General features: G+C 49.5%; 24 protein-coding genes. 1 reads left to right on the forward strand and 23 read right to left on the reverse strand.

Translation table 11 applies throughout. The annotated features are described in order from the left end of the window. Window positions 1-4 precede the first annotated feature (4 nt). The 10 genes from L5M40_RS09500 to L5M40_RS09545 all read right to left on the reverse strand — a co-directional run bounded on the left by L5M40_RS09500 (window position 5) and on the right by L5M40_RS09545 (window position 12,428). The gene (locus tag L5M40_RS09500; protein WP_263256552.1) at window positions 5-2,479 is read right to left on the reverse strand and encodes a hypothetical protein; all 2,475 of its coding nucleotides are present in this window, start codon (window positions 2,477-2,479) and stop codon (window positions 5-7) included. A 12-nt stretch (window positions 2,480-2,491) separates the two neighbouring features. Then, window positions 2,492-2,857, reverse strand: coding sequence for a hypothetical protein (locus L5M40_RS09505; protein WP_263256554.1), 366 nt, complete (start codon window positions 2,855-2,857; stop codon window positions 2,492-2,494). Further along, on the reverse strand, window positions 2,854-6,888 hold the full coding sequence (locus L5M40_RS09510; protein WP_263256556.1) for a tape measure protein: 4,035 nt from the start codon (window positions 6,886-6,888) through the stop codon (window positions 2,854-2,856). Before L5M40_RS09510 ends, L5M40_RS09505 begins: the two co-directional genes overlap by 4 nt. Window positions 6,889-7,007: 119 nt before the next feature. Next, a complete protein-coding gene (locus L5M40_RS09515) occupies window positions 7,008-7,754 on the reverse strand; it encodes a hypothetical protein (protein WP_263256557.1) in 747 nt (248 codons plus the stop codon). A 28-nt stretch (window positions 7,755-7,782) separates the two neighbouring features. Then, a complete protein-coding gene (locus L5M40_RS09520) occupies window positions 7,783-8,226 on the reverse strand; it encodes a hypothetical protein (protein ID WP_263256558.1) in 444 nt (147 codons plus the stop codon). Further along, a complete protein-coding gene (locus tag L5M40_RS09525) occupies window positions 8,226-8,666 on the reverse strand; it encodes a gp436 family protein (protein ID WP_263256559.1) in 441 nt (146 codons plus the stop codon). The genes L5M40_RS09520 and L5M40_RS09525 overlap by 1 nt, the downstream gene beginning before the upstream one ends. A gap of 2 nt (window positions 8,667-8,668) precedes the next feature. Continuing rightward, complete coding sequence (locus tag L5M40_RS09530; protein ID WP_263256560.1) at window positions 8,669-9,163, reverse strand: HI1506-related protein; 495 nt, start codon at window positions 9,161-9,163, stop codon at window positions 8,669-8,671. Between the two features lie 82 nt (window positions 9,164-9,245). Next, the gene (locus L5M40_RS09535) at window positions 9,246-10,166 is read right to left on the reverse strand and encodes a Mu-like prophage major head subunit gpT family protein (protein WP_063884385.1); all 921 of its coding nucleotides are present in this window, start codon (window positions 10,164-10,166) and stop codon (window positions 9,246-9,248) included. Next, the gene (locus tag L5M40_RS09540) at window positions 10,166-11,332 is read right to left on the reverse strand and encodes a phage protease (RefSeq protein ID WP_263256562.1); all 1,167 of its coding nucleotides are present in this window, start codon (window positions 11,330-11,332) and stop codon (window positions 10,166-10,168) included. Before L5M40_RS09540 ends, L5M40_RS09535 begins: the two co-directional genes overlap by 1 nt. A 79-nt stretch (window positions 11,333-11,411) precedes the next feature. Beyond that, on the reverse strand, window positions 11,412-12,428 hold the full coding sequence (locus tag L5M40_RS09545) for a hypothetical protein (protein WP_263256564.1): 1,017 nt from the start codon (window positions 12,426-12,428) through the stop codon (window positions 11,412-11,414). 221 nt (window positions 12,429-12,649) lie between these two features. On the opposite strand from L5M40_RS09545, the gene L5M40_RS09550 reads away from it, so the two are divergent. Continuing rightward, window positions 12,650-13,510 (forward strand): hypothetical protein, encoded by an 861-nt coding sequence (locus tag L5M40_RS09550; protein WP_263256566.1) that lies wholly within the window; start codon window positions 12,650-12,652, stop codon window positions 13,508-13,510. Here L5M40_RS09550 and L5M40_RS09555 read toward each other — a convergent pair whose 3' ends face one another. The 13 genes from L5M40_RS09555 to L5M40_RS09615 all read right to left on the reverse strand — a co-directional run bounded on the left by L5M40_RS09555 (window position 13,511) and on the right by L5M40_RS09615 (window position 22,250). Beyond that, a complete protein-coding gene (locus L5M40_RS09555) occupies window positions 13,511-13,966 on the reverse strand; it encodes a phage virion morphogenesis protein (RefSeq protein ID WP_263256568.1) in 456 nt (151 codons plus the stop codon). A gap of 9 nt (window positions 13,967-13,975) precedes the next feature. After that, complete coding sequence (locus L5M40_RS09560; protein WP_263256570.1) at window positions 13,976-15,280, reverse strand: phage minor head protein; 1,305 nt, start codon at window positions 15,278-15,280, stop codon at window positions 13,976-13,978. Further along, on the reverse strand, window positions 15,273-16,889 hold the full coding sequence (locus L5M40_RS09565) for a DUF935 domain-containing protein (RefSeq protein WP_263256572.1): 1,617 nt from the start codon (window positions 16,887-16,889) through the stop codon (window positions 15,273-15,275). Before L5M40_RS09565 ends, L5M40_RS09560 begins: the two co-directional genes overlap by 8 nt. Then, on the reverse strand, window positions 16,889-18,529 hold the full coding sequence (locus L5M40_RS09570; protein ID WP_263256574.1) for a hypothetical protein: 1,641 nt from the start codon (window positions 18,527-18,529) through the stop codon (window positions 16,889-16,891). Before L5M40_RS09570 ends, L5M40_RS09565 begins: the two co-directional genes overlap by 1 nt. Further along, window positions 18,529-19,098 carry a DUF3486 family protein gene (locus L5M40_RS09575; RefSeq protein WP_006087223.1) on the reverse strand — a complete coding sequence of 190 codons (570 nt, stop codon included), beginning with the start codon at window positions 19,096-19,098 and terminating at the stop codon, window positions 18,529-18,531. The genes L5M40_RS09570 and L5M40_RS09575 overlap by 1 nt, the downstream gene beginning before the upstream one ends. Then, window positions 19,088-19,342 (reverse strand): hypothetical protein, encoded by a 255-nt coding sequence (locus L5M40_RS09580; RefSeq protein ID WP_263256575.1) that lies wholly within the window; start codon window positions 19,340-19,342, stop codon window positions 19,088-19,090. Before L5M40_RS09580 ends, L5M40_RS09575 begins: the two co-directional genes overlap by 11 nt. A 2-nt stretch (window positions 19,343-19,344) precedes the next feature. Further along, a complete protein-coding gene (locus L5M40_RS09585) occupies window positions 19,345-19,641 on the reverse strand; it encodes a hypothetical protein (RefSeq protein WP_006087224.1) in 297 nt (98 codons plus the stop codon). Then, a complete protein-coding gene (locus tag L5M40_RS09590; RefSeq protein WP_263174116.1) occupies window positions 19,641-19,976 on the reverse strand; it encodes a DUF2730 domain-containing protein in 336 nt (111 codons plus the stop codon). Before L5M40_RS09590 ends, L5M40_RS09585 begins: the two co-directional genes overlap by 1 nt. Then, a complete protein-coding gene (locus L5M40_RS09595) occupies window positions 19,973-20,197 on the reverse strand; it encodes a hypothetical protein (protein WP_263256576.1) in 225 nt (74 codons plus the stop codon). Before L5M40_RS09595 ends, L5M40_RS09590 begins: the two co-directional genes overlap by 4 nt. Window positions 20,198-20,293: 96 nt before the next feature. Then, entirely contained in the window at window positions 20,294-20,863 is a 570-nt protein-coding gene (locus L5M40_RS09600) for a hypothetical protein (RefSeq protein ID WP_263256578.1), read from the reverse strand. Continuing rightward, window positions 20,860-21,429: a lysozyme gene (locus L5M40_RS09605; RefSeq protein WP_263256579.1), complete on the reverse strand. Its 570-nt coding sequence runs from the start codon at window positions 21,427-21,429 to the stop codon at window positions 20,860-20,862. Before L5M40_RS09605 ends, L5M40_RS09600 begins: the two co-directional genes overlap by 4 nt. Next, window positions 21,419-21,727, reverse strand: coding sequence for a hypothetical protein (locus L5M40_RS09610; protein ID WP_263256581.1), 309 nt, complete (start codon window positions 21,725-21,727; stop codon window positions 21,419-21,421). Before L5M40_RS09610 ends, L5M40_RS09605 begins: the two co-directional genes overlap by 11 nt. A 79-nt stretch (window positions 21,728-21,806) precedes the next feature. Beyond that, the gene (locus tag L5M40_RS09615; RefSeq protein WP_263178258.1) at window positions 21,807-22,250 is read right to left on the reverse strand and encodes a hypothetical protein; all 444 of its coding nucleotides are present in this window, start codon (window positions 22,248-22,250) and stop codon (window positions 21,807-21,809) included. Between the last annotated feature and the right edge of the window lie 51 nt (window positions 22,251-22,301).

Raw genomic sequence — 22,301 nt, forward strand, 5'->3', positions numbered from 1 at the left:
TCTCCTATGACTCGTTGCCGAAAAATGACAACACGGCTTTATCTGTGGTGATTTGACTGTGACCAACCTGCACATTGCGCAGCAACATAATCGGATTTGAGGCCGCGAACGTGGCGAAACGAATCGCTTCGCCTTGTTGCCAACCTCCGCCAAATGCGCCTGAGCGAATAATGAAATACGGGGCATTTGTCAGTGGGTTAATGGGCGCAAAATCATTCAGCGTATCGCCTGCGGCAATTTGGCCAAGACGGCGGCCAACACAGCGAAATGCGGTAGCTGAGGTCATAATCAATACCCAATCTTCATTCACTGCAGTGGTGTTTTTGACTTCAAACGGATAGTCAACCGCATTCACGTTGCCCGTTGCTGGGTCGCCATCGAGGTCCCAATTGTTAGCCCATGCCGTCATATCGCGCACTCTGCCAACGCGCGCCTGCAGGTCGCCAAGGATTTGCACACTGGCTAATGTGGTACCTACCGGATATTCACGGGCTAAGGGCTTGGCCAACACAAGGCTATTGCCTGAAAACGATGAAACTAGACCGAGTTCCATAATGGTATCGCTTAGCACAAACGGCGCAGTAAACCCCGTAAAATCACTGTTAATCGTGACCGTTCCTGCCACCTTGTTTACGGTGAAATGGTCATTATTAGGGGTCCATAGGCTTGCGCCATTGGCATCGGCAATATCAACAAACTGGGCATTTTCACGGATCGTAAACACAGTGCCGACAGAGCCTGTGACTTGCTGCACTTGAGTATGAGACAGCGCGACAGTGCCCCAGCGTCTGAACATATCGACAATGCCATCATTGGGGATACGCAGTGGGTTTAGCCCATAAATCTCGGCGGGGGGTAACTGGCGCAATTGTTCGGTAATGTCATAGCGCAGCGTGGTTAAATCCACCGGATTGGTAAATAACAGTTCAACCAAACCATCTACGATAGTGCCGCTAATGCCACTGCCCGTTATCACGCCTTGGTTGTCAGATGAGGCGCTGATAATGGCATGGTCGGATATCCGTTCAACCTGCACGTAAAAGCTCTCTAACAATGGGTTAGCCACACTCAAGGCAAATTTAGCCGTAGTATCGCCTGCAGCCGCTGCAGTGGTTGATTCAACTAAACCTGAATAGGTCAGTGTAAAATCACCACGGCTTACCGTTTGCTTAGTTACCACCCCAGTAAAATAATCAATGGTCGCCAGCAACTCAGTGGTGTCATACAACTTACCGATACCGCTATTCACATTTTCAAATACATCCTGAGGAACATAGTTACTATCGGCAAACACAGCGCGACCTTTGATACTGCCAACCGTTAGCTGCTTATTCGCTGGGAATGCACTAGCGCTTGAGTAAATGCTGTATTTGTAAGCAGAAACATAATAGAGCGAGACAGTGGGATTATAGGCAAAGCGCACATCAGGCCGTAGCGTAACGGTCACGTTCCCTGTCCCGACAGTAATCGACTGAACTAAAGCACTACTCCCTCCGAAAACGCCATAAGGATCTGTTGATACTGCAGTGACAACATCAGTGTCTATCAGTAAATCCGCTGTGGTGAAGGTATAGCTGTACGTCCCTTGGGCACTTGGCTGACTAATTACTTTGCGGATCACTTGGCTAACAGTGGCATCGCCGTTATCACTGCCACCCGTGATGGTATTGCCGGGCTTTGGCGCTAAAGTGGTGATCGCAGGCAGTAACGATAATTGAGTCGCGCCCACAGCTAAACTTACCCCGCTGGCGGCGGCAGTCAGCTTAGTTACCCCGTGGAATTTCAATGGTGATGCAGTGTTAGATAATCGCAAGCGAGTGCACTTACTCTGGCCATTGATTTGCAAACCGGGTTCTGGTGTCGCAAAAGGGATCGGCGGGTCGAATACTACGGTACCCACAGCACCGTTCACGATGCTGGTACGCGTGACTTTGCCGAAATGGGTTTTGCGTGGCCATGCCACGTTTTCAATACCAGGATATTCCACGGTAATACAGATCACTTGGCCAACCTGCAGATAAGTGGTTTTCCAATAGTCGCGGTCATTAAAGTGATAGGACGACTGCAGGTAATCTGAGGAAAACGAGTTTTGGTTCACAAGGAAGCCTGGACCACCTTCACGGATCAATTCCCCTGCAGTGACTGACGACTCAATGATCTCTTTCATATCTGTCATGCGAGACTCATCATCCAGCGCGGCAGACTCGATCATGAATACGTTAACTAATGGGTCTATCGGTGGCTCACTGATAAACACATGGGCATCAATCAAAGTGCTGGTGTCTGGCGTATCTAGTGCAGGGAACGCTTTTACAATGTCGATACTGGATTGGGCATGGTCGATATCGGATATCGCTGAAAATAGCTCATTAAGCTGGCCTGACTGCACAGCGTTCTTAGTCCGTTGGCCGCCAGCCTCATTACTTGAACCCAGTAACTCAGGTTTAAATACTTTTAAATCTAAACGGGAAATAGTCATATTAAACGGCCTTTAAACGGTGATTAACTTCAAGGTAATAGCCTCGATTTCGTCGGGGTCGGTATCGCTGTAATTGATCGCTGGCGTGCCGCTAATGGGCTGTTCTCTGTAGTCCCACATCACAGTTAATGCAGTGCCATTGATATCCAGGTTAAAGCTGTTCGCGCCCTTTGAATTGGCGTGGGCCTCAAGGGCGTTAAACACAGATAAGGCTTCTGCATCGCTAAATAACACCACAGGGCGGCCCGCTTGTTTGGCGGCCACTTCAACATGCTGCGAGCCATCGAGCGCAAACTCAGTGCTACTCACAAAGGGCGTATAACCAAAGCGGTTAAGCCAAATAAAATGCGGTAATTGAAGCGTGTCTAAGGTGATCATGAGGTGGCCTTAATCTGTTCTAGTTCGCGCAAAAACAGCTGCTTAAACTCATCAAGCAAATCGGCTTTCACCACATTGCCCGACGGCATTACCAGCTCTAGCCGATAAATTTGTACACTGCCGCCTGTGTTCTGATTGCTCACCGATGGCGAAGTGGTTTGGCTTGCAGTACTGCGAGTGGAATTCGTCGCGGTGCTTGCACTGCTTGATGCACGCTCGATCGCCTGTGCGTTACGTTCTGCCGATTCGGCCTCGATTTGTTTCAGCTTAGTGCTGTAGATTTGCTGACTCAGTTGCAGTGCTTCTTGGGCACTGACAATGGACTCTTTATCCTGAGCCGTGCGAGCAGCATCGAGCTGCGCCTTAAGCTCATCCTGTTGCTGTTCATAGCGACGCTTCTCGATAGCGGCTTGGTTATTGTTGAGCTGATCCATCTCATCTTTGAGACTGTCCAAGGTCGCGTTGATATCGTCACGCAGGCCTAGAATACGATCGCGGGTAGCATCAATGGCCGCTTGCAGTGGCTTAAGATCTTCGTCGCCTAGCTCGCGTATATTCCACTTTGCCTCGCGGCTAATTTGATTGACGCGATCGAGGCTAATGCTTGAGCTTTCAAGTTCTTCAGTCCATTTACGGGTCAGCAAGGTTTCATTGATGATCTGCTTTTCGCGGATAAAGGCTTGGTTACTGAGCTGCGCCAGCACACCCCAAAAACCGGTATTCACCCGCATATTATTCATGATGCTGTTAGTCAGCTGATCGACGCGGGCGTTGAGTTTTTCGGTACTATCTTCGTTAAAGTTGAACTGTTTATTTAAGTGGGCATAGGCACCCGCGAACAGGTTGACATACTCAGTGGCGCGGCCAGTGCTCTTCTCTAATGCCTCAAGTTCTTCACGTTGTTCCATTAACGTTTTAGTCGTTCTGCCCGCCTCAATGCCAGCGTCTTTTTCGCTGTCAGTTAAGTCGTCCATGCCATCTGGAACATCGCCCATAAGGTCGCGTAGTACGTTTAGGATTTCGACTAAGCGCTCTTTCTGGCGGGCATATTCTTCCGCTGATAATGCACCATCAATATAACTTTTATCTAAGCGCAGCATTTCCTCATTCACTGCAGCATATTTGCCTTTTAGCTCTTGATAATTAGCTGCCTCAAGCGCCTTAACTTCATTCAGTTTTTCTTGCTGATCTTTAAGTTTTTCGGTGTTCTTTTTAAGTTCCACCAAAGCTTCGCTGTTACTGGTATTGGCCGCAGTACTACCCGCTAATGCAGTGCGATTTTTACCTAACGCGGTTGTGGTATCGGCAATATCTTTTACTAATCGTTGATGTGCAGGGGTTACACCATTCTGCAGTCCATCACTATAGTTCTTCGATTTATCGATCAACTTTTGATATTCGTCGCTTAACTGCAGGGCAGCGGCTTGCGCCTTAAGTCCCGCAGGGACTGTCTTGCCAGATGCTTCCGCCGCAACAATCGCCGCCTTAGCCCAGTTAATAAAAGCATCACGGACTTGATCAATAGGCTCTTTGTTGTCGCGTATAAGCTCAAACGCAGCTTTAGATTTATCAGCTGTATCCTGTAATGACTTGGTACTGGTCAGCCCTAAGTCCTTATAGGCTTGCTCTAGTGCCTCTGTCCCTTTGGCAGTGGCATTAAGGTACTTTTGTTGCTCCTCATACTTAAGCTTAAGCTGATTAAGCACCTCAACATGGCCCGCATATTCTTTACCTGCGGCTTGAAAGGTGAGAATGACTGAATCTAACTGGCGAATAAATCCGCCCATATAACCAGTATAAGTATCGAGTGATGTCGCTTGTTCAGTTAACTGCTGAGTCAGCTTGATGGCTTGGTCGATCGTTAACTTAATCGGTTCAACGGTCGCTTTAGTTGCTGAACCTAAAGCAGTAGTCGCATCAGTTTGATCTTTAGTGGCTTCGGTTGCTGCACGAGCTGCTGCCTCTTGGGCGAGTACTTCGGCATTTTGAATCGCCAATTCAGCGCTATAAGCTTTGTATGATCTGGCTTTCAGATCATAAATAATCAGTCCATCTTTCTCTGCTTGCAGTACTTCAGCCATATTGCGGAATTGTATTCCAGTGGCTTCATTGAATTCTTTTAAACGATTATTTTTTTCTTCTTCTGTTTTAGCTGCAAACTTTCTACTTTCTTCAAGGGCGGCTTCCGCTTTAATCAATGCCCAAATCGCTTCGCCCAGAGCATATATTTCAGTAACACCCCACGCCGCAGCGCCTGCTAAGCCGAGTTTACCTAATAGTTTTGCGGTATTTTTAAGGCCACCATCCAGCACGACTCCCGCAGCAGATGCAGCTTTCTGAGTAGCTTCGAATTTAACTAACCACTCGATAGCCTCCTTAGTCCCTTTGGCCATGTCGATAAAATAACTACCAACTTTAAAGGCTGCCCAAGCGCCTGCTACTGTTGCAATGGTATCGCGATATTCATACAGGAATTGAGCCGTACTCTTAACGCCTTCACCGATGCTAATAATGGCATTACTGATTTCGGTCGCCCATTTCTTTAAGCGGCCATCAGCGGCCATAGTGGCGAACTCGGTGTTAAGCGCTGTTAATTGGCCCTTTAGCCAATCCATAGCACCAGCATTAGATACCTCGGCATAGAACGCGCTTAAATTATCTTTGGCGTTAGATATCAAACCGGACAACAAAGCCATGTTGGCAGCGGCAGAACCAGCCGCTCCCTTTGCCATTTCATCCATTAATGCTTTAATGACATCGCGGCCAAGCTTGCCTTGTTCGCTAAGCTTTTGTAGTTCAGCTGTGTTTTTACCTGTAGCCTTTTCAAGCAGTTCCCAGACGGGTACACCGCGCTCAATCAATTGCAGGATTTCCTCTCCCTGCAATTTCTGCTTTGCCCAGGCTTGCCCTAAAGCAAGTGAGATGCCTTCGACTTCTTGGAATGAACCACCTAACTTAAAGGCTTGATCTACAATGGCCTGCATAGAGCCATTCATAGGATCAAGACCAAACGCTTTAAGTTTTACAAAAACCTGACTGACTTCATCGAGCTGCAACGGGGTATTTTTAGCAAAGTCCTTCACCCATGCCGTCGCTTGCTCTCCTCCTGCGATAGATCCCATCAAGGCATTAAATTGCACACCTAAGCGCTCAAACTTATCGCCCGTGGCAAAAATATCTTTCACCGCTTGGGCCACGCGGTCAAAGCCCAAATAGGCCCCCGCTAAGGCGGTCACTTGGCCGATCACGCCACGCAGGGAACTGGCATGATCACGGGCGCTGGCATTGCCCTTATCTAACTGATTAGCAAACTTATCGACATTGCGGCCAGTGCCGTCAAATTCGGCGCTTAACTTGCGCTGCGCTGTGGTCAGGTTGTTGTAGTCAATGCCCGATTTCGACAGAGCATTTTGCAGCTTAGTGTGGCTGGATGATTGCTGCGCTAACTCGCGCTGCATTTGCTCCAGCTCTTTTTCTGCCACATCAATAGAGCGTGCCAGCTGCACAAAAGGCGCATCTGTTTGGCTGGCACGTTGCTTTAAGTCCTGCAGTGCTAAGGCAGCGGCAGTGACAGCAAGCTCTTGTTGTTCAAGCTCATTACGTGACCGCTTAAAGGTGTTGATCAGGTCTTGCTGGTTAGCCAGCTCATCGAGCTTATTGGCTAAGGTATTGGCCTTTTGGCTGGTCGATTGGCTGCTATCGCCTACGTCATTAAGCCCTGTCGCTAGGGGCTTAAGGTCATTAGTGAGCTGCTCTGTTTGGTTGCTGGTGTTGCGGCCGCTTTGGGCCACTTGATCTAGCTGGTCGCTTAACGGATCAAGGCTGTTTTTGAGTTCATCAACTTGATTCGCACCCGCTTTGCTGGCATCACTCACACCATCGAGTTCATCAGCGAGCGCCTGCGTCTTAGGATTCGCCGCATCCGACTCGGTGCCGATGCGCTTAAGCTCATCGACTAAAGCCGCAATGTGTTGCTTGCCCGTGGCTTCTGCCACGATCCGCAGGGCGAGTTCTAAGGTTTTATCAGCCATGGCTATCTCGTTAATGCTCTCGTTAGTATCTAAATAAACGGTGTTTAAACGGCGGTTAAATGGGGATTAAAGGGCATGGCAATTGAGTACGGCCATACCCTTGGGTTAAGCAAAACCGCTTACGCATCCAGCTCTAGGTACTCGAACGGATGATCCTTACCCGCGACTAACTGGGCTTTACCCGCAAGGGTGGCGCTCACAAACTCACTGGCGGCAAAATCGATCGCAGCCGTAGGCGATAAGCTGGCGTCGAAAACATCGAGCTTAATCGGCTTGCCTGTTTCTAAGTTGGTACCTTCACCGAAGATCCGCGCACGGGTTTGGGCGTTAATGCCACCGCGAATGAGGGTGCCGCTAATGGCGTTATGTTGGCCTGTCACTGTCACCGCGCCGCCCGCTTCTATGTCGCCGCCTTTTACGGCGCGCACTAGCCCTAGGGCATAGTTCACCTCATAGTCAGTGCCCAGCACTAAGGTGGCAGCGTCTTTCTTCACCACAAAACCGAGGGCAGCAAAGTTACTTTTAGGTAGCTGTATCCAACGCTGATTATCAGGCAAGGTCACGGCCTCATCAGTTAAGGTGCCGCTGCCCGTGTTCAGCACTTGGGTATCACCCAGCAGTGCCATAGCAATCAGTTCGGCGGGTTGATCGTCAAACGACCATTCCACCTCAACAGGTTTTGCAATTTTCACCACGCTTAAAGCTTGGCCATAGCTGTCTTTCTTTTTACTGCCACGTACCTTTTCGTCGGCGTCGGTTTTAATGGCGAGCTTAGTGGTGTTAATGGGACCAATGATCCCCGTTGATTGCCCTTGGGCATTTAAGCGGTCAACAAAAAAGTTGCCTGCGACTAATAATCCATTCATAGGATTTTCCTCATCTTAAGTTGTTGGGTTAGCTGGGTTTGAATCTCAGTTGCACACTCACGGCCACGGGGTAATAACCGTGGCTTTTAGTGAAACGGGGTTTAATCGGGCTGTTCACTCGCACAAAGGGGCCAAGCATCTGACCATCCACCGCAATGGACTTACCCACAATCGCGTTTAACAGGCTGACTAATCGCTCACCTGCTTGGCCTTCGTGAATAGATAAACGGCAAGCCAATACCACAAGCCAAGTCTGCTTAATTTGGCTGGTGTTGCCGCCTTGTGCGGTATCCGCCAGCGTATCGCCCAGATACAACACATGGGCGGCGGGGGTGATTTGGCTGCGCTCATCCACTTCGCTTAGCTCATTGGCTTGATAGACCTTTTTCAGCTTCTGGCTCGTCACTAATGGCTCAAGCAGTTGAGTCAGCGCATCATCTGCAGCAAGGTAGTTATCTTTAATTTCAAACATCAGATAAACCCCTTAGACGATGCACGGCCAAACACGCTGCCTGCACTGTCGATACTGACCACTAACTCACTTTGGCTAGCGACTTCACCCGTATCAGCTAGCCCCAAACTGATATCGCCTTTGCTCACTGCGGTTAAAAACTTCACCACAGCGGTATAGCGTTTCTCGACTTGTTCAGGGGCTTTATCGCCATACAAGAAGTAACGGGCGATATCGCAGCAGTTACGCTCCAATACGGCGGGAACAGTGGTTAACGGCAAGGTGTAACGGCCCACGATATAGCCATCAATCTCGGCAGACGCATCGCGCAATGCTTGCTCAAGCAAGGCGAAATTGATTTCCCCTGGCACACTGTCTTCACGCTCGGTAAGCAGCATTAAGTCCTGTGCACCAAAGCGACTCAGCATGTTGTCAGGGGTGGCGTACATCAATTGGGCCATGGCTATTCACCTGCTTCGTTGGTGGTGCCAGATGGTTCAGTGCTTTCCGTTTCAGCGCTTGGATTAGCCGTTTCGTTTTCACCTGGCACAGTGACTTTTACTGCCTGAATCGCACTAACTAAGTCAGTTTTATTCATCGAGTTAACACCCGTTATCGCCAAGTCTTTTGCCAGTTCTTTCAGCTCTTTTGCTGTCAGTTCACCCAAGGCTTTCTCTTCACCATTGGGCTCTTTCACACCAGTGAGCGTGCCTGTGATATCGGTGCCTAATGTCTGATCACCGTCTGGAATGTCCACACTCCCCGACGCTGGTGCCATATCACGCACGGATACCTTAAGGCGCTGGTCAGCTTCAAACGCTGCGACTTGCTCATCCGACAACTCGGCCAGCGGTATAAGGTTTTCGCCTTTGGTAAGCGCCATGCCCGCACGGCGATAGCCAGTGTGCGCAAGACAGACAACCAACAGGACTTGAATGTTCTTAGAAGGATTCGCCATTTCATTGTTACCTCACTCGATGTTGGGGTGCAGGCGCATCCTTGTGCCTGCGATTCGCTGCTCAAACTTAAGGGGTGAACACCTAAAGCTGTGGCACCACTAAGATTTCAAACTTGCCCTTAAGCTCGTTGTTCACGGTGGTTCCGCCTTCATCAATCAGCTCACGCTCAAGTAGCTTGCGGGCAGCTTGTTCGAGTGATGCGGGCACCACCAACAAGTTCGGGCGAATTTTGAGCTTCTTACCGCCATCACGGGTGAAGGCCGTCATCTTCTCGTAGCTGTCCCACAGGTTGGTTGCGTTAAGGGCACGCTTGTTAGCAAAGGCCATCTGCCAGAAACCAAAGCCCGCTTCACAGCGCATATCGGTACCGAACTGGAACTCGTTATTGGTCCATACCGCTGGATCGGTTGGATTAAACAGGGTGTTTAAATCCAGCTTGCGACGCTCTTGGAAGATGAGTGGCTTTAATGGGCGCGTGGTATCGAGCAAGAACCATGGCTCACCCGTATAGGCACCATCTGCCACCATGTTGGCCACAGAAACATCAGCACCCGTGCCATCGTGCTTGGCATTCACAGGGTGGTCGGTGTCGAAGAAGTTTTGGCTGTCATAACAGGCAGTGGTAAAACCATCAGCTAACAGAGCAAACACCAGATCATCGGGGAACTCTTCACCTTCCTGCGCCAATGCCTGCACCATAGGTTTGTAAGTGCCAATGGTGTCGTCCTCAACATCATCACGACTAATGCCAATCGTGGTTTCAAACGTCTTGTTGGTGATTGAGTAACCATGCTCTTTGATGGAGTTGATCACCCGCGCACCAATCCATTCGCGCATAGTCGGCATTGAGCCTAACCAGCCGTAGGTATTGGACTTAGTATTGCTTGGTACGACTGAGGCAATTTTTAAATACAGTGGATCAGTCTTAGCTAAAGCATTTTGAAACTCGCTACGCACCATAGTGCGCAAGGCTTGTAATACTGGGGCGTTAATAGCAGCCATTATTTGTGCTCCTGATCAGCGGCGATAGCTTTAGCAAAGTCAGCGTGCGACATGCCCCAAGAATCGGCCATTTTGATTTCGTCGGCAGTCAGTGCCGCGACCTTAGATTTATCAGCGGGCTTATCAACCGTGGTGGTTTGGGTGGTCGTTAACGCGCTAATAGGCTTACGGCCCGCCAAGTGCGCAGACAGCGCCGCAAAGCCTTGCTGTTTACCCAATTGCTCCAAGTAGTCCTTCTCACAAGCCAGCACGCTGCCTTCATCCAGCGCTTGCTTAACCGCTTGCTCAATGGTTAGCTGACCGTTTTGCGCACTGAGCGCCACCAACTGCTCACGCATGGCGTTCACTGTGGCAACGGGCACATATTGAGTCAGATCAACTTGGCCAGCGGGTGCGTTAGTTTGTGTTGTGACCTTAGCCGATAGCGCAGCCATGTCTTTCTTAAGCCCATCGACACTGCCAGCAGCTTTGACTAAATCATCTAAGCGCTTCATGGCCTCGGCTTGTTGCTCCTCGGTCAGTTGTGCACCTTCCGCCATCTCGATACCGAGCGCGGCTAATAGCTTTTTCAATAGTGGATTCACATGGAGTCCCTCCGGTTGGGTTGGATTAGATTCATTTGCAGATAATTGAGTGAGTGCCAATGCTGACAGCTGCGCTAATGGCAACATGCCATCGACACCAGGGCGGTTAGTTAACGCTGCTGAATGGATAAATTGGGGGCGGCCTGTGGCTTTGTCATAGCCAAACACCAACGAGAAATACTTGTATTCCTTGGCGCTTAAAAAGGCGGTGGCGTTATCGGTAAAGCGCGGCTTAATGAACAAACCGTGGCCCTCACGATATTGCACGTCAGTGATGTTGAACCAACCTGCAGCGGGTGCAGGTTGGCCGTTGACTTCTTTGTTTAAGGTTTGGTGTTCGTAGTCAATGACCAGATCACCGGCTTTATGGGGGGTATTTGCTTGCAGGGCCGCGAACGCAATGCTATCCATCAACCACTTGCCACCAGCTACATCATCAGGGCGACCATCGACGGCGGCGAAGTGGCCATCAGGCAGCGCCTGAATGTAGCCATCTTCACCCACCACATCGCTGGCTTCTGAATTGACGTTTAACTGGCTGCTTAAGGCGGCAAAGCCCAAAGCTGTGGTGGTTGCAGGCATAAAAAAGGCACTCTCAATAACATTGGAGTGCCTATGATGATCTCGCTCGGCTCGCTAGCGGATTGGAAAGGTTTCGGGATTATGCATCGTCAACTGGTTGTGCTTGGGCATTGATGACAACTGCATCTTTTATTTGGCCATCTAAATCTTTTGCGTTTATTTGCAACTTCACCGGTACCCTTTGCCATTCAGCGTTTTTGAGTACTTCAATGTGCCGTCCTTCTAATGTACGGTCTTGAACTTTAGCTACAAACTCTGCTCCAGAGCTAAGGCATCTGAGTTTCACTTTGAATTCATCTGGATTGCTTGAGTCAACATTGAGAATTCTATATTGCCCGTCTAGCCGAATTTCTTCTGATTTACGACGTGCATTTTTTGACAATTCATCAGCTTCATCACCCGTTAATTTAACGCCTTGAACTTCAACAGTAGTGGCATCTTTCGCGCGTTTTAACATTTCAGCTCTAGTATCGTCTGCTAGATCTGCTACGTTTGCGACTTTTGGATTTTCTGCAATGATTTCCTTAATAATTTTTAAGCGTTCAGTTTCTTGCTCAGTTGAGAATTTTAAGTTCTCGATCAACGCCTTCTGTTCTTCCGTCTTGCTCTCTGTTTGGCGAATTTGAACACGGTTATCCAAGTAGCTTTTGTATGAGGATACGCCTCCCCAAACTACAGCAATACCTAAAATGGTTACTATTAGATGTTTTGGTTCCATTTTTCCCACCAAATCGCCAGAAACTTTTTCAAGTATGGCTTGAAGATCGACACCAAGTAGCGAACTACCCTGTTCGACGGTAACAATAATTTCTAGTTCACTTCTTTCTGCAGCCGTCAAATTTCGAACATTAGGAGAGTTATATCTTGTAAGCGCATAAGAACGATAAATATTGGCCTGTAATTCCAAAAACGCTTTCATTATAGGAGGTGTTATACTTGAATTGTAAGCCTCCCCCTGTAACCTTATAGAGAACTTGGGCCATCCCTCAAATTTATATTCCAAACCTTCAAGATCAATCGCTCCATTTCTCACCGCTTCAAGTAAATTGAAGGCATCATCTTCAGAGGAAATTGTTATTGGTGGGTGTGTTGTCATGTTCGCGTCCCTGGACAAATTTATAATTTTGTTATTATCACGACAAGAGTCTAACCCAGTTTAAAACCTGTTTAAATCCTTGTTAAAGCGTTTAAATGGTTTTTAGATAAGCCGTTGTACCAAGTTGAGAACTAAGACGCTTAAATCGCGTTTAAGAGCTTTGCGCTAAAAGCGCCTTCCACTTAGAATGATGGCCTCATTTTTACCTCCAAGGACGGCGTATGATCACCAATCCCTCTAAACTCCCACAAGCGGAGCGTACACAAACTCAATTTTCTGAGAAATTTTTAATGTGGCCAATTATTTTATTGAGCGCATTGTTCTTTATCGCGTGTTGTTTGCTTATATTTTACTTCGCAAATTTTAATGAAGGTGTACCCAATCAAGAAAAATTTGGTCAGTTTGGGGATTATTTAGGTGGGGTGTTAAACCCTGTCCTAGGCTTTGCAACTGTCGGGTTACTGATCTGGTCATTGAGGATGCAAAGGGAAGAACTAGTCCTTACTCGCAAAGAACTAGAAGAGACTAAAAAAGAAACAGCATTGAGTCGCCGAGCTATGGAAGCACAGGTCACTCACTTAGAAAAAGAGGCAAAATTAAATGAAGCGTTAAGAATTATTGCGGATTTAAGGACACATATTTCAATTATTTCTAACTATAAATCCGTTCTTTCACGAGATGTGGCTCATGAAATCGTCAGTGCATTGTCGACCTATGGTACAACAGCTGATGACGTACGCAGCATGACCGCTACCACAATGAATGCGTTAATTTATGGCGAGCGAAAAAGTTTATTCGAAAACAATGAAAACATAAGAGCTGCATTTAAAGAACAATTTGACTCTGCAATTCAAAACAATGAGCCTAGTCCACTGGTAGAATTTGAAAAACTTTTACTGCAATTCTCTACAGTTGCTATGTATTATCATCAAGAATCCCATAGTAAAAAGTTAACCTTAGTTTATTTGCTTGAAGCAGAAAGATTGCTAAAACCATTTCAAGGTGTTGTTAGTTCTAAAATCTTGCAGTCTTCGATAGATAAATTAAATTTATTCATCAAATTAGCTATAAATAATGATTGATTAACCTTCAAAATATTCACCTAAAATCCCTAGCATAGACTGTTCATCCTCACGGCTTACACCTAGGTATGTCCGTGCTGGAATTCCCGCTGGGCCAGCGGGCATATCGTCGGTACCACCGAACTGGTGAATAGCGGCATAAATTTTATTGCTACCAATGGTCGCCCAAAAGTCGCCGCTGTCGGCAGTTACACTGGCAGCTAGCCCGCCAGCACTGGCCTGTAATATCTTACCGCCCTGGCGTTTAGGGTTTGCCTTAAGGTAGGCATCACTTAAGGATGCCCAGGTTTGACCTGTGGTGGGATCGGCCTCAGCTTCAAACGCTGATTCTGTGGCTGACTCTAGCACGGCAGCAATATCGTTCATCGGCTCGCTTAAGTCATCGAGCTTATCCAGCAAACTATCAAGCACCTGCAATACAGTGCTGTTGGTAAACTGAATATCCACTTTATTCATAGTGCATCCCTACCCTTTTAACTGACCTTCAAGCACTTGGTATTGGGCTTGCTGCAATTGTGCCAACGATAACTTAAGCAACTGCACTTCACCCTCATTAGGCTGGCGCGTTAGCTGCCATTCGATATTGATGATCACTTTGCCATCGCTCTCACCCGCAGCAGGATACACATACAGCAAGTGTTGATTTTCGCTGTCCCATATTACTGCCTCAGGTGTTGTCAACATCAAAGGTAATCGCTTTACCACACTAGGTTGAAGCCCGTTTTTTGCTGTCAGCTCATGCGCCCTTATCGCAAGTAAGGCCGTCGGCTCTCGTCCTAAACGCGCCTTGACTGCAGCTTGGATCGAGGGCGTCATAAAACCTAACGCCTGTACGCCTAAGCCTGGTCGTCGTTTCTGCCCTGGATTGGCGGCAAGGACTTCATCGGTCCATTGGGCAAACTGGGCGTGGCGCAGCGAGCTATTATTGAGAGCCTGAATAAACTGCGCGCGGGTGTCTAACGATTGAATAGTGCCAAGCTTTTTAGCGACGGCCACGTCGGTACCAAAGGCGGCTTCGCCTGGACTATAGGCCCAGCCTAAATCGGGGCTCATGCTGCTGCCATCGGGCAGATCGATACGCGCATGGGGCACGGTTAACACTTCACCCGTTCCGCGCGCGACTGTCTCAGTGTCAAAGCGCTGGATATAACCTTCGCCATTTTCCACAGTGATCCCCATCGCCTTCACTTGCGCCTCGGTGAGCGCCCGAACGCGGCAACGACAGCCCCAGCCATTGGGAGGATAAATGATGTCCCATATTGGATCGTCAAAGCGGAACACTTTACCCCTAAGCCGCGCATGGGCTGGCCGTGTTTGGCCGTCATCTATCGCCACATACTGCCAATAGGGGTGGGTTTTAGTGCGCGATAACATGCGCCGATAGCGCCCAGCCATGTAAGCGGTTTGCAGGTTTTGACGATAGATAGTGTTTAAGCGGTAGGGACTCCCCAGCTGTACCTCGCGGCCATCGACTTCCTTTTTGCCCCACCACCCGAGCTTTTCAAGCTGCGGTTTAAGGTTTGCCTGAAACTGCTTAGCGGTTAACCCTTGGCTTAGGGCTGCATCCACTTCATTACGGATCGCCGTGAGCACATCCATCTGTGCCGCCTTGGCCACCGTAAAGGCACGGGCGTGGGCGCGGGTCCACACGTCTTGCCAATCGTCACTGATGGCAAAGCCTTTGGCACGAAAATAAGCCACCGCATCGGCGGGGTCTTGGTTAATGGCAATGCTTAAATCAACGGTTTTAGGCACTCTTGGTTTAGGCATTGGCCATGCCCCACAGTTCGGCCACAAACATTAACCGCGCGAGCATTTCGGTAAGCTGCTCGGTATCCATGGCGGGATAGTCCTTTTCCAGTTGCGCCCGCAGCTGCTCCGGCTCGCTCTGCAGTTGTACCAGTAATGGCTCTACCATCGCCATATAGGCTTCGCTCATTTGACCTTGAGTGAGTGCATCCAAGGCTTTATCTAAGGCGGTTTGGCTCGGTTCTCTCAACGGGGCATCTGACTGCTTAGCGGCCCCCTCTGTCGCAGAGAGTGCGGCCAATGCCGTCTGCTGATTGTCATTACCGCCTGCAGCGCTGGCATTGGGATCTTCTTGCTGGATAACCAGCACGGCTTCGCCATTAGCGGGCTTAGGGATACGGGTCTTTTCATGCAGCCAGTTTTGTGGGATCTGCATACCCATGCTGACGAACGCCCGCAGCGGATAAGCTAAGGCGCGTAAATCTTCGGCCTCTGTGGTATCAAAGACTAAACGAGGATGACGACGGTGGCTTTGATAACTCTTGCAGTTAAGCGCATATAAAGGGGCCACTAAGTCGCGGGTTAAGGTTTCGGCAATCAGGCTAAGGTCTGCATCGCGCAGCTCTTGGCGTACTTCGTTATGCACGTTACCGAGCGCATTGGTTGAGCTTTTACCATCAGCTTGGCTGGTCAAGGTGCCGCCTAAAATCACCTTGCTCATGGTCTTTTCAGCCCAGCTAATCATCAAATCAAAGGGATCAGCTTGACCTGTGGCGGCACTCTCGAAATCCATCACCATGCCCTTGGGCATAATGCCACCCGCGTTATGGCCAATGCTCATCACTGCATTTAACAGGGCGCGCTTTTCCTCATCGCTGGCACCCGCTGGATACTGACCAATACGCAGCGGCAAACCGTAGATCTCAAGGAACTCGGCTAAGTCGCGCACACTGTAGTTTTTAAAAATAAAGGGCCAGATTAACTGACGCACTAAACCACTGCGGCTAACATAGCCCGACTTGGCGGGATGAATATGTTTGATCCAACCAAAGGGCCACAGGTCAGCGCCATTGACCGTGGCATCACGCAGGCGCAGTTCGTTGCGTCGCTCAGGGTGAGTCATAAACCAAGACGGATCGCGATACTCTGGCACTTCAATAAACCATTCACCTAGCTCTCGCGTCCAGGCTAACTCGTGCATGCTAAAGCCCTTGAGAATGGCATCACTCATTGACTTAATCAGCGTCTTTATCCAGTTACCTTCTTCGAGCATTTCTTGCAGATATTCAGTGTCGGCCTTTTCCTGTGGCGTCGGATTACGGGGTGGCACTAAGTAATAGTCCACGCCGATCAACGCCCGTTTGCGCTTGTCTAACTCGGCATAAAGGTGGCCGTCTTTCTCTTCGATATCTTCGGCGAGTTCACATTGGGCAATGAGATCGCCTTGCTCGGCGGCCTGCAAAATATTGGCTGCACTGGCGGGCGTTAAGCCACTACTCGGGTGCTGGCTAAAGGTACGTTGCAAGCCAATTAAACGCACATCGTCGGTCTGCAGTGCTTTGGCTTCACGCTGTTTAAACGGCCGACCACTGGCGTCCAAAATACGTGATTCAGTTGTTTTTTCTTGCATTACCAGCAACCTCGCTGCGTTTGATGATCATCATCCTCATGGGCACTTGCATGGGCATTCGGATTGCAGTGATCACTTCTAGGAATGGGGGTGAACTCTATGGGGGCACCGTCTAAGGTGGAGGCGTATACCATCAAGAACAGGCTGATCGCGGCATCACCATGGCGTTCTTTTTCTTGGCCTGTCCGCACATCGCCAAGGCATGGCGTACCTCGACGGTTAATGCTTAAGGCCCGCAGGTCAGTGCTGGTGTCGTCATCCCTTGGGATAGTGATAAGCCCGTCTTCAAAGTGGCTTTTAAAGCGTGGCATTTGTTCGCGGTAAAAGGACTCAGATAGCATCACACAGGCGATCACTTCACTGCCGTATTTATCCTGGGCGTATTCGGCTAAGGCTTGGCCATTACCGCGTGCATCCATCGCGCCGCCCCTCAGCCGTGGTAAGCGGTCCACAATGTAAAACAGGATCTGCTCTTGTTGGCGAAAGGGAATGTTTTTAAGCTCGACCTGTAACTTGGTTTTGATGTGGAGATCTTGGGCGATTTCCCCCACGTCAATCACGGTTAAGTCACCACTACGGGCAAAGTCTTCGCCAAAGCAATGGGGGCGTGCAGGGTCTAAGCTATCGAGAACCGGCTTTAGTTCATCCTCACACCACTTAAGGATCTCCGCTGCCCGTAAACCCTCTGGCCATTGTCCAAAAGCATCGTCTTTTTTAAGGCGAACAACGGGGCCGCTATCTGTCACGCTGGCCATACGCGCTTCGATTAACGCGCGGTTAAGATAGGCACCACCGCCCGATTTAGGCACGCAGAAGTATTCTTCTAGTGCGTCCTCTTCGGTAGCTGTGGCTTTGAGTAATTTCGCTTTCCAGTCATCCTCGGCCGCTTGGCTCCATTCGATGCCGCGCACTTGGCAAATACGCTTATACAGCCCCTCATTACAGGCATCATCCAAGGTGACGCGGTGAATGGAGTAATCTTTTTTACCCGCACGGGAATCATTAATCAGCTCATTGAACTGGTTATCAATGCCATTATGGGTGGAGATCAAGCGTACCTTCGCGCCCCACATGGTCAGCGCCAATGCCGCTTTTAGCACTTCGGCCAAGCGTTCGTGAAACGCGGCCTCATCTATAGTCACATTGCCTTGCATACCGCGCAGGTTCGAGGGATTACTCGATAGCGCCTGCACCTTAAAACCTGAGGCAAAGTAAATGGCAAAGGTCAGGATCTCTTTACCGTCTTGGCCTTCATCAACAAACACTTCTTCTTGGATTTCACCTGCGGCCTTATCAAATACTTTGGCCCACATGGCCGCAGCGTCGATAAATTCCCGCGCCATCTCCTTGTTACTGCCCACATAAAAATGGTTAGTCCCCCCTTGGCCACGGGCAGCGCCTGCGGTAAGAGAAGCATCGGCAGCCTCAGCCCAAGTGAGTCCAGTTCGGCGCGACTTTTCGGCAATTTTCAGCGGTGACTCGTCGGCTATCCAGCGTTTCTGATAACCGAGTAGCACTTCTTTAGGATCAAAGCGACTTAGGCAACTTGCCTCATACGTGGGATCAAAGCTGCTTGCCGTTGGCGTGATGGCTAGCGCTACCGCAGTCGCGGCCGCTAACACCTTTTTCTTAATGGTCATCAGGCAATCCCCAGTATTTCGCGCTTAAGCAAGGCCACGGCATCACTGGTTAAGCCTGCGGTTTTCGCGACCTTCTCTGCTGCATTAGCCGCTTCGGCCGCGAACGCAGTGCGGATCTCTTTCTCGCGCTTATGGCTGGCCATGGCAGCAGACTCCAAACGCTGCACCGCTAACATGGCATCTTTAATCATGCCCACGTCGGCACCTTCGCCCGTTTCATCTTGGTTTAATAGGGCTTTAAACAGCTGCGAACGCGCCATTTCGAGAATGAGTTTAGTCACTTCACCCGTGGGCTTGTCACCCAGCTCTGCCGTCCACACTTGGGTGATCTCACGCATTTCGCGCAGGGATTTACCCACGGCCTCCATCTTGGTGGCATAGCGGTTAATGCCTGCGCGGGAAAGCTGCTGTTCTTCTGGTAGCCCTGCGGCTTTAATCAGCGCATTGATTTCATCGAGCAAATCAATCTGCTGAATCGAACCATTACGCAGCCCCGCATCGAGCTTTTTGCGGATAGGATCGGGCAGCAAATCGACTTTAGAGCGTCGGCCTCGGGTTTCACTCGCCATCGTCTAACCCCTCCCATTCTCGCAGCCATTTCGTACGAACTAAGTGGACTTGCTTCTGTAGTTCGGCTTCTGCCGCAAACACCTTGGGAACCGCCTTTTTAAGGCGCAGGTCTAGCGCTTTGATGTGCGGCTTAACGTGCTCGTTTTTAGCAAGCACGTTCTTTTCGAGTTCACGGATAACAAACAAATCCGCCACTAAGCGGATGCCTGCAAGCTCACCACTATTTAGGATTGCTCTTGCCATGGCTACTCTCCCGCCCGTGGACGTTTAACCCCTGGCACTACCGCGCGACCTGTCGCCACATCTTGGCCGCGACCTGTTAGCGTAGCCGTGGTCACTTTGCCCACTAACTCGGTTTTAATCAGCCCTTGCTCGTTAAGCCAAGCGAGCTGCACCAGCAAGGCATCGCGGCTAATGTCGAGGCCGTAAGCATTTAAGCCATCTTGTAAGATGGACTCATTGAGTGCGAAGGCTCCCGCCTCGGTCAGTAATCGAAGCACCACAAGGCGTTGGTGCTCATTGATAATTTGCTGCATCGCCATTAATGGCCTCCTTTCAGTTCGTTTTCGAGAAGCATGTCGGTCTTGGTTTCTAAGCGCCTAATGCCTTGTTCCATTGCGCCAAAGCGCTCACCTAAACCTGTGAGGGTTTTATCGAGCGCATGCAGTTCGTCACGGGTCGGCATGTACTCCAATTGCATTTCAGTTTCGCTAAGGCGCTTGTCGATTTCAGCCACCTTTTGGATCACCTTTTCATGCTCAATCCGTGGGGTAAATCGCGTGCTAAACCACGCCATCAGCAGTGCACATAAAACGCTAATGACGCTGCCAATGAAGCCCCAATACTTACCGAAATATTCAAATAGCGATTCGATCATAAACGCTTCCCATAGCGCATCTTCTGGCGCTTATCTTCATCCTGTTGGCAACTAATACAGCGCAACTCGTTAAGCCGCTGTGGCTCATTTGGCTCTAAGCAATCAATACAGATGCCATTGCCTTGGCGGTGTTGTTTGTGCCTGGCGGCATCCCGAACTGCATCAACACAGGCAGCTCGCTCGCGGGTTTCCATATTGCTAGCCCAATCGTTTTCGTCCATGCCTATCCCTTATTTTTGGCTTATTTTGTTTGGTCAGTTTGATGGCGTTGCCGCCAATCGTGCAGGGCTTGCCAGTCGAGGTTGCATTGCCCAAGATCAGTGAGTAGCGAGAGCATTAGCCCCGCTGACTTTAGGTTGGATAGGCACTGTTCCTTCTGGGTTTGCAGGCACTGCAATACCTGTAGTGGAACCTGAGTGACGTTGCACTCGCGCATCAGTACTTCGGGCGGCAACACATATTGGGTCTTGTAAATAGGCACGTAACGCACAGCGGGCGGCGTTGTCGAACACGCGCACAACATCGTTAGGCACACTAGCCACACGCCATGCTTGTGTTTGTTCATCTTGGGCGTCCTCAAGTAACTGGGTGAGTTGATGGTTAAGATCTTGATTGCGGTTGGCTAACGCGGCCTTTTGCTGCTCAACGGTTTGCACCTGTAGGGCGAGGGTTTCGCCTTCGTCTTTTAGGGCAATGCGTTCAACGTTGGCGTCTTGTAGCCATACCGCTAGCGTGTCGGCACTCTGTTTCAGGGTGGCATTGTCAGCTAACGCTTGGGTGAGCTGGCTCTTAGTGCTCTGCTGTTGGTGATACATCAGCCCGATGGTGACTAATGCCAGTGACAAAAATAGCCACTGCACAGTGCTAATGATTTGAGAGGGATTCATTGCGCGCCCCCCTTTGATTGCAAGAGGCCCAGTTCGCTTAGGCAAATGGTTTGCTCTTCGGCACGGCGCTTGATGAGGCCATTTAGGCGCACCTTGTTACCGAATAGGTCGGTGCCATACGTCCAGCCATTACAGACACGCTCACCCGTTTGCTTATTGGTTGAACAGGCTTGGGTTAGCTCTTTGCACGCGCCCACTCTGTCGCCCGCTAGCAGCTTTTTACGCAAGGTTGAGCTGGCAAAGTTGCCGTATCCCGCCCAGTGCAAAAACGATAAATAGGCGGCGTGCTCGCTGTGGGTGAGCGTTACGGGCGCGGTGAGGCTGAGCAGCTGCTTATCTTCCTTGGCGATATCCTTGGCAAAGATCTCCATGCATTGCTGCTCGGTGAAGATTTGATCAAGCTTTAAGTCTTTGCTCGTATGGCCACGACAGGCGGTCAGTACACCCACCGCATCGACATAGACGCTCAGGCTATTGCCTTCCCATTTATCGGTAAGCTGTGCGCCAGTGATGGCCGCCGAACTTAAGCCTACGGCAACTAAAATTGCCCTGAGTTTACTGTTCATTAGGCACCGCCATAGCTTGCGCTTTAGCTCGTTTACGCGCTTTTAAAATGTCCAGATGGGTGACGGCTTGCCAGCCTTGATCAAAGTAGCTTTGGCGGGTGAGGCTGTGACTGTACAAAGGCAGGGTAGCAGGCCCATTGCCAGTGAGGTCAGCCGCTAACTCTGCACGGATGCGGGCATTAAAACCGTCCTTAGCGCACTGGCGATAGACTCGGCTTTGTATGCGTTTGGGCTGCGTATTCGCAATCGGCATACTGTTAACGCCGCTACGAAAGTTGTTGTGGGTGACAAAGGCCATAAAAAAACCGAGACAGTGAACATGGGTTCATTGTCTCGGCTTAAGGGTTTGGAGCGGATTGGAAAGGTTTCGGGATTAGTTATGGCTGAATGACTCGCTCAGGAATACTTTGCTGAAATGGGCTAAGTTTCTTACCTGTATGATTTAAAAAACAACGATAGTCATCTGTTCCGGCATAAGCCCCATAACTGTTTCTAGCATTAATACTGAGAATAAGCACCTTTCTCAAACCGCTCCCATCTTCAATAATATCAGTTCGATGCGATTCAACTCGTAAAGACTGGCGGTCTTTCCATTGATATTCTGTTTTAAGTAACTCAACACATTCTTGCACAAGGTCATAAGTATCAAACGGTTTAGGTTCATTTTGTGAAGGCTTAACTTCAACTACCTCGGCATCGTCAGCACAAGGCATTTGGCTATAAGTCTCAACGCCATCAATAGTACATTTAAAAATTTCAGCTTTTACAGCAAAGCTGTTGATACCTAGTACTAATGCGGTCAGTAATGTCCATTTCACCATGATTCAACGTCCTATTAATTCTCAATACTTCGCGTTACTTTTTGCTGAGTT

Source organism: Shewanella sp. SM68, assembly GCF_025653925.1.
GTDB classification, from domain to species: Bacteria; Pseudomonadota; Gammaproteobacteria; order Enterobacterales; family Shewanellaceae; genus Shewanella; species Shewanella oncorhynchi.

Excerpts from the sequence above, each read along its gene's own strand:
- L5M40_RS09525 (WP_263256559.1), bottom strand. The coding sequence starts at position 8,666 with ATGGCCCAATTGATGTACGCCACCCCTGACAACATGCTGAGTCGCTTT.
- L5M40_RS09585 (WP_006087224.1), bottom strand. The coding sequence starts at position 19,641 with ATGGCGATGCAGCAAATTATCAATGAGCACCAACGCCTTGTGGTGCTT.
- L5M40_RS09565 (WP_263256572.1), bottom strand. The coding sequence starts at position 16,889 with ATGCAAGAAAAAACAACTGAATCACGTATTTTGGACGCCAGTGGTCGG.
- L5M40_RS09600 (WP_263256578.1), bottom strand. The coding sequence starts at position 20,863 with ATGAATCCCTCTCAAATCATTAGCACTGTGCAGTGGCTATTTTTGTCA.
- L5M40_RS09590 (WP_263174116.1), bottom strand. The coding sequence starts at position 19,976 with ATGATCGAATCGCTATTTGAATATTTCGGTAAGTATTGGGGCTTCATT.
- L5M40_RS09515 (WP_263256557.1), bottom strand. The coding sequence starts at position 7,754 with ATGAATGGATTATTAGTCGCAGGCAACTTTTTTGTTGACCGCTTAAAT.
- L5M40_RS09570 (WP_263256574.1), bottom strand. The coding sequence starts at position 18,529 with ATGACCATTAAGAAAAAGGTGTTAGCGGCCGCGACTGCGGTAGCGCTA.
- L5M40_RS09500 (WP_263256552.1), bottom strand. The coding sequence starts at position 2,479 with ATGACTATTTCCCGTTTAGATTTAAAAGTATTTAAACCTGAGTTACTG.
- L5M40_RS09555 (WP_263256568.1), bottom strand. The coding sequence starts at position 13,966 with ATGAATAAAGTGGATATTCAGTTTACCAACAGCACTGTATTGCAGGTG.
- L5M40_RS09550 (WP_263256566.1), top strand. The coding sequence starts at position 12,650 with ATGATCACCAATCCCTCTAAACTCCCACAAGCGGAGCGTACACAAACT.
- L5M40_RS09510 (WP_263256556.1), bottom strand. The coding sequence starts at position 6,888 with ATGGCTGATAAAACCTTAGAACTCGCCCTGCGGATCGTGGCAGAAGCC.
- L5M40_RS09530 (WP_263256560.1), bottom strand. The coding sequence starts at position 9,163 with ATGGCGAATCCTTCTAAGAACATTCAAGTCCTGTTGGTTGTCTGTCTT.
- L5M40_RS09575 (WP_006087223.1), bottom strand. The coding sequence starts at position 19,098 with ATGGCGAGTGAAACCCGAGGCCGACGCTCTAAAGTCGATTTGCTGCCC.
- L5M40_RS09560 (WP_263256570.1), bottom strand. The coding sequence starts at position 15,280 with ATGCCTAAACCAAGAGTGCCTAAAACCGTTGATTTAAGCATTGCCATT.
- L5M40_RS09545 (WP_263256564.1), bottom strand. The coding sequence starts at position 12,428 with ATGACAACACACCCACCAATAACAATTTCCTCTGAAGATGATGCCTTC.
- L5M40_RS09610 (WP_263256581.1), bottom strand. The coding sequence starts at position 21,727 with ATGGCCTTTGTCACCCACAACAACTTTCGTAGCGGCGTTAACAGTATG.
- L5M40_RS09540 (WP_263256562.1), bottom strand. The coding sequence starts at position 11,332 with ATGCCTGCAACCACCACAGCTTTGGGCTTTGCCGCCTTAAGCAGCCAG.
- L5M40_RS09505 (WP_263256554.1), bottom strand. The coding sequence starts at position 2,857 with ATGATCACCTTAGACACGCTTCAATTACCGCATTTTATTTGGCTTAAC.
- L5M40_RS09615 (WP_263178258.1), bottom strand. The coding sequence starts at position 22,250 with ATGGTGAAATGGACATTACTGACCGCATTAGTACTAGGTATCAACAGC.
- L5M40_RS09520 (WP_263256558.1), bottom strand. The coding sequence starts at position 8,226 with ATGTTTGAAATTAAAGATAACTACCTTGCTGCAGATGATGCGCTGACT.
- L5M40_RS09605 (WP_263256579.1), bottom strand. The coding sequence starts at position 21,429 with ATGAACAGTAAACTCAGGGCAATTTTAGTTGCCGTAGGCTTAAGTTCG.
- L5M40_RS09535 (WP_063884385.1), bottom strand. The coding sequence starts at position 10,166 with ATGGCTGCTATTAACGCCCCAGTATTACAAGCCTTGCGCACTATGGTG.
- L5M40_RS09595 (WP_263256576.1), bottom strand. The coding sequence starts at position 20,197 with ATGGACGAAAACGATTGGGCTAGCAATATGGAAACCCGCGAGCGAGCT.
- L5M40_RS09580 (WP_263256575.1), bottom strand. The coding sequence starts at position 19,342 with ATGGCAAGAGCAATCCTAAATAGTGGTGAGCTTGCAGGCATCCGCTTA.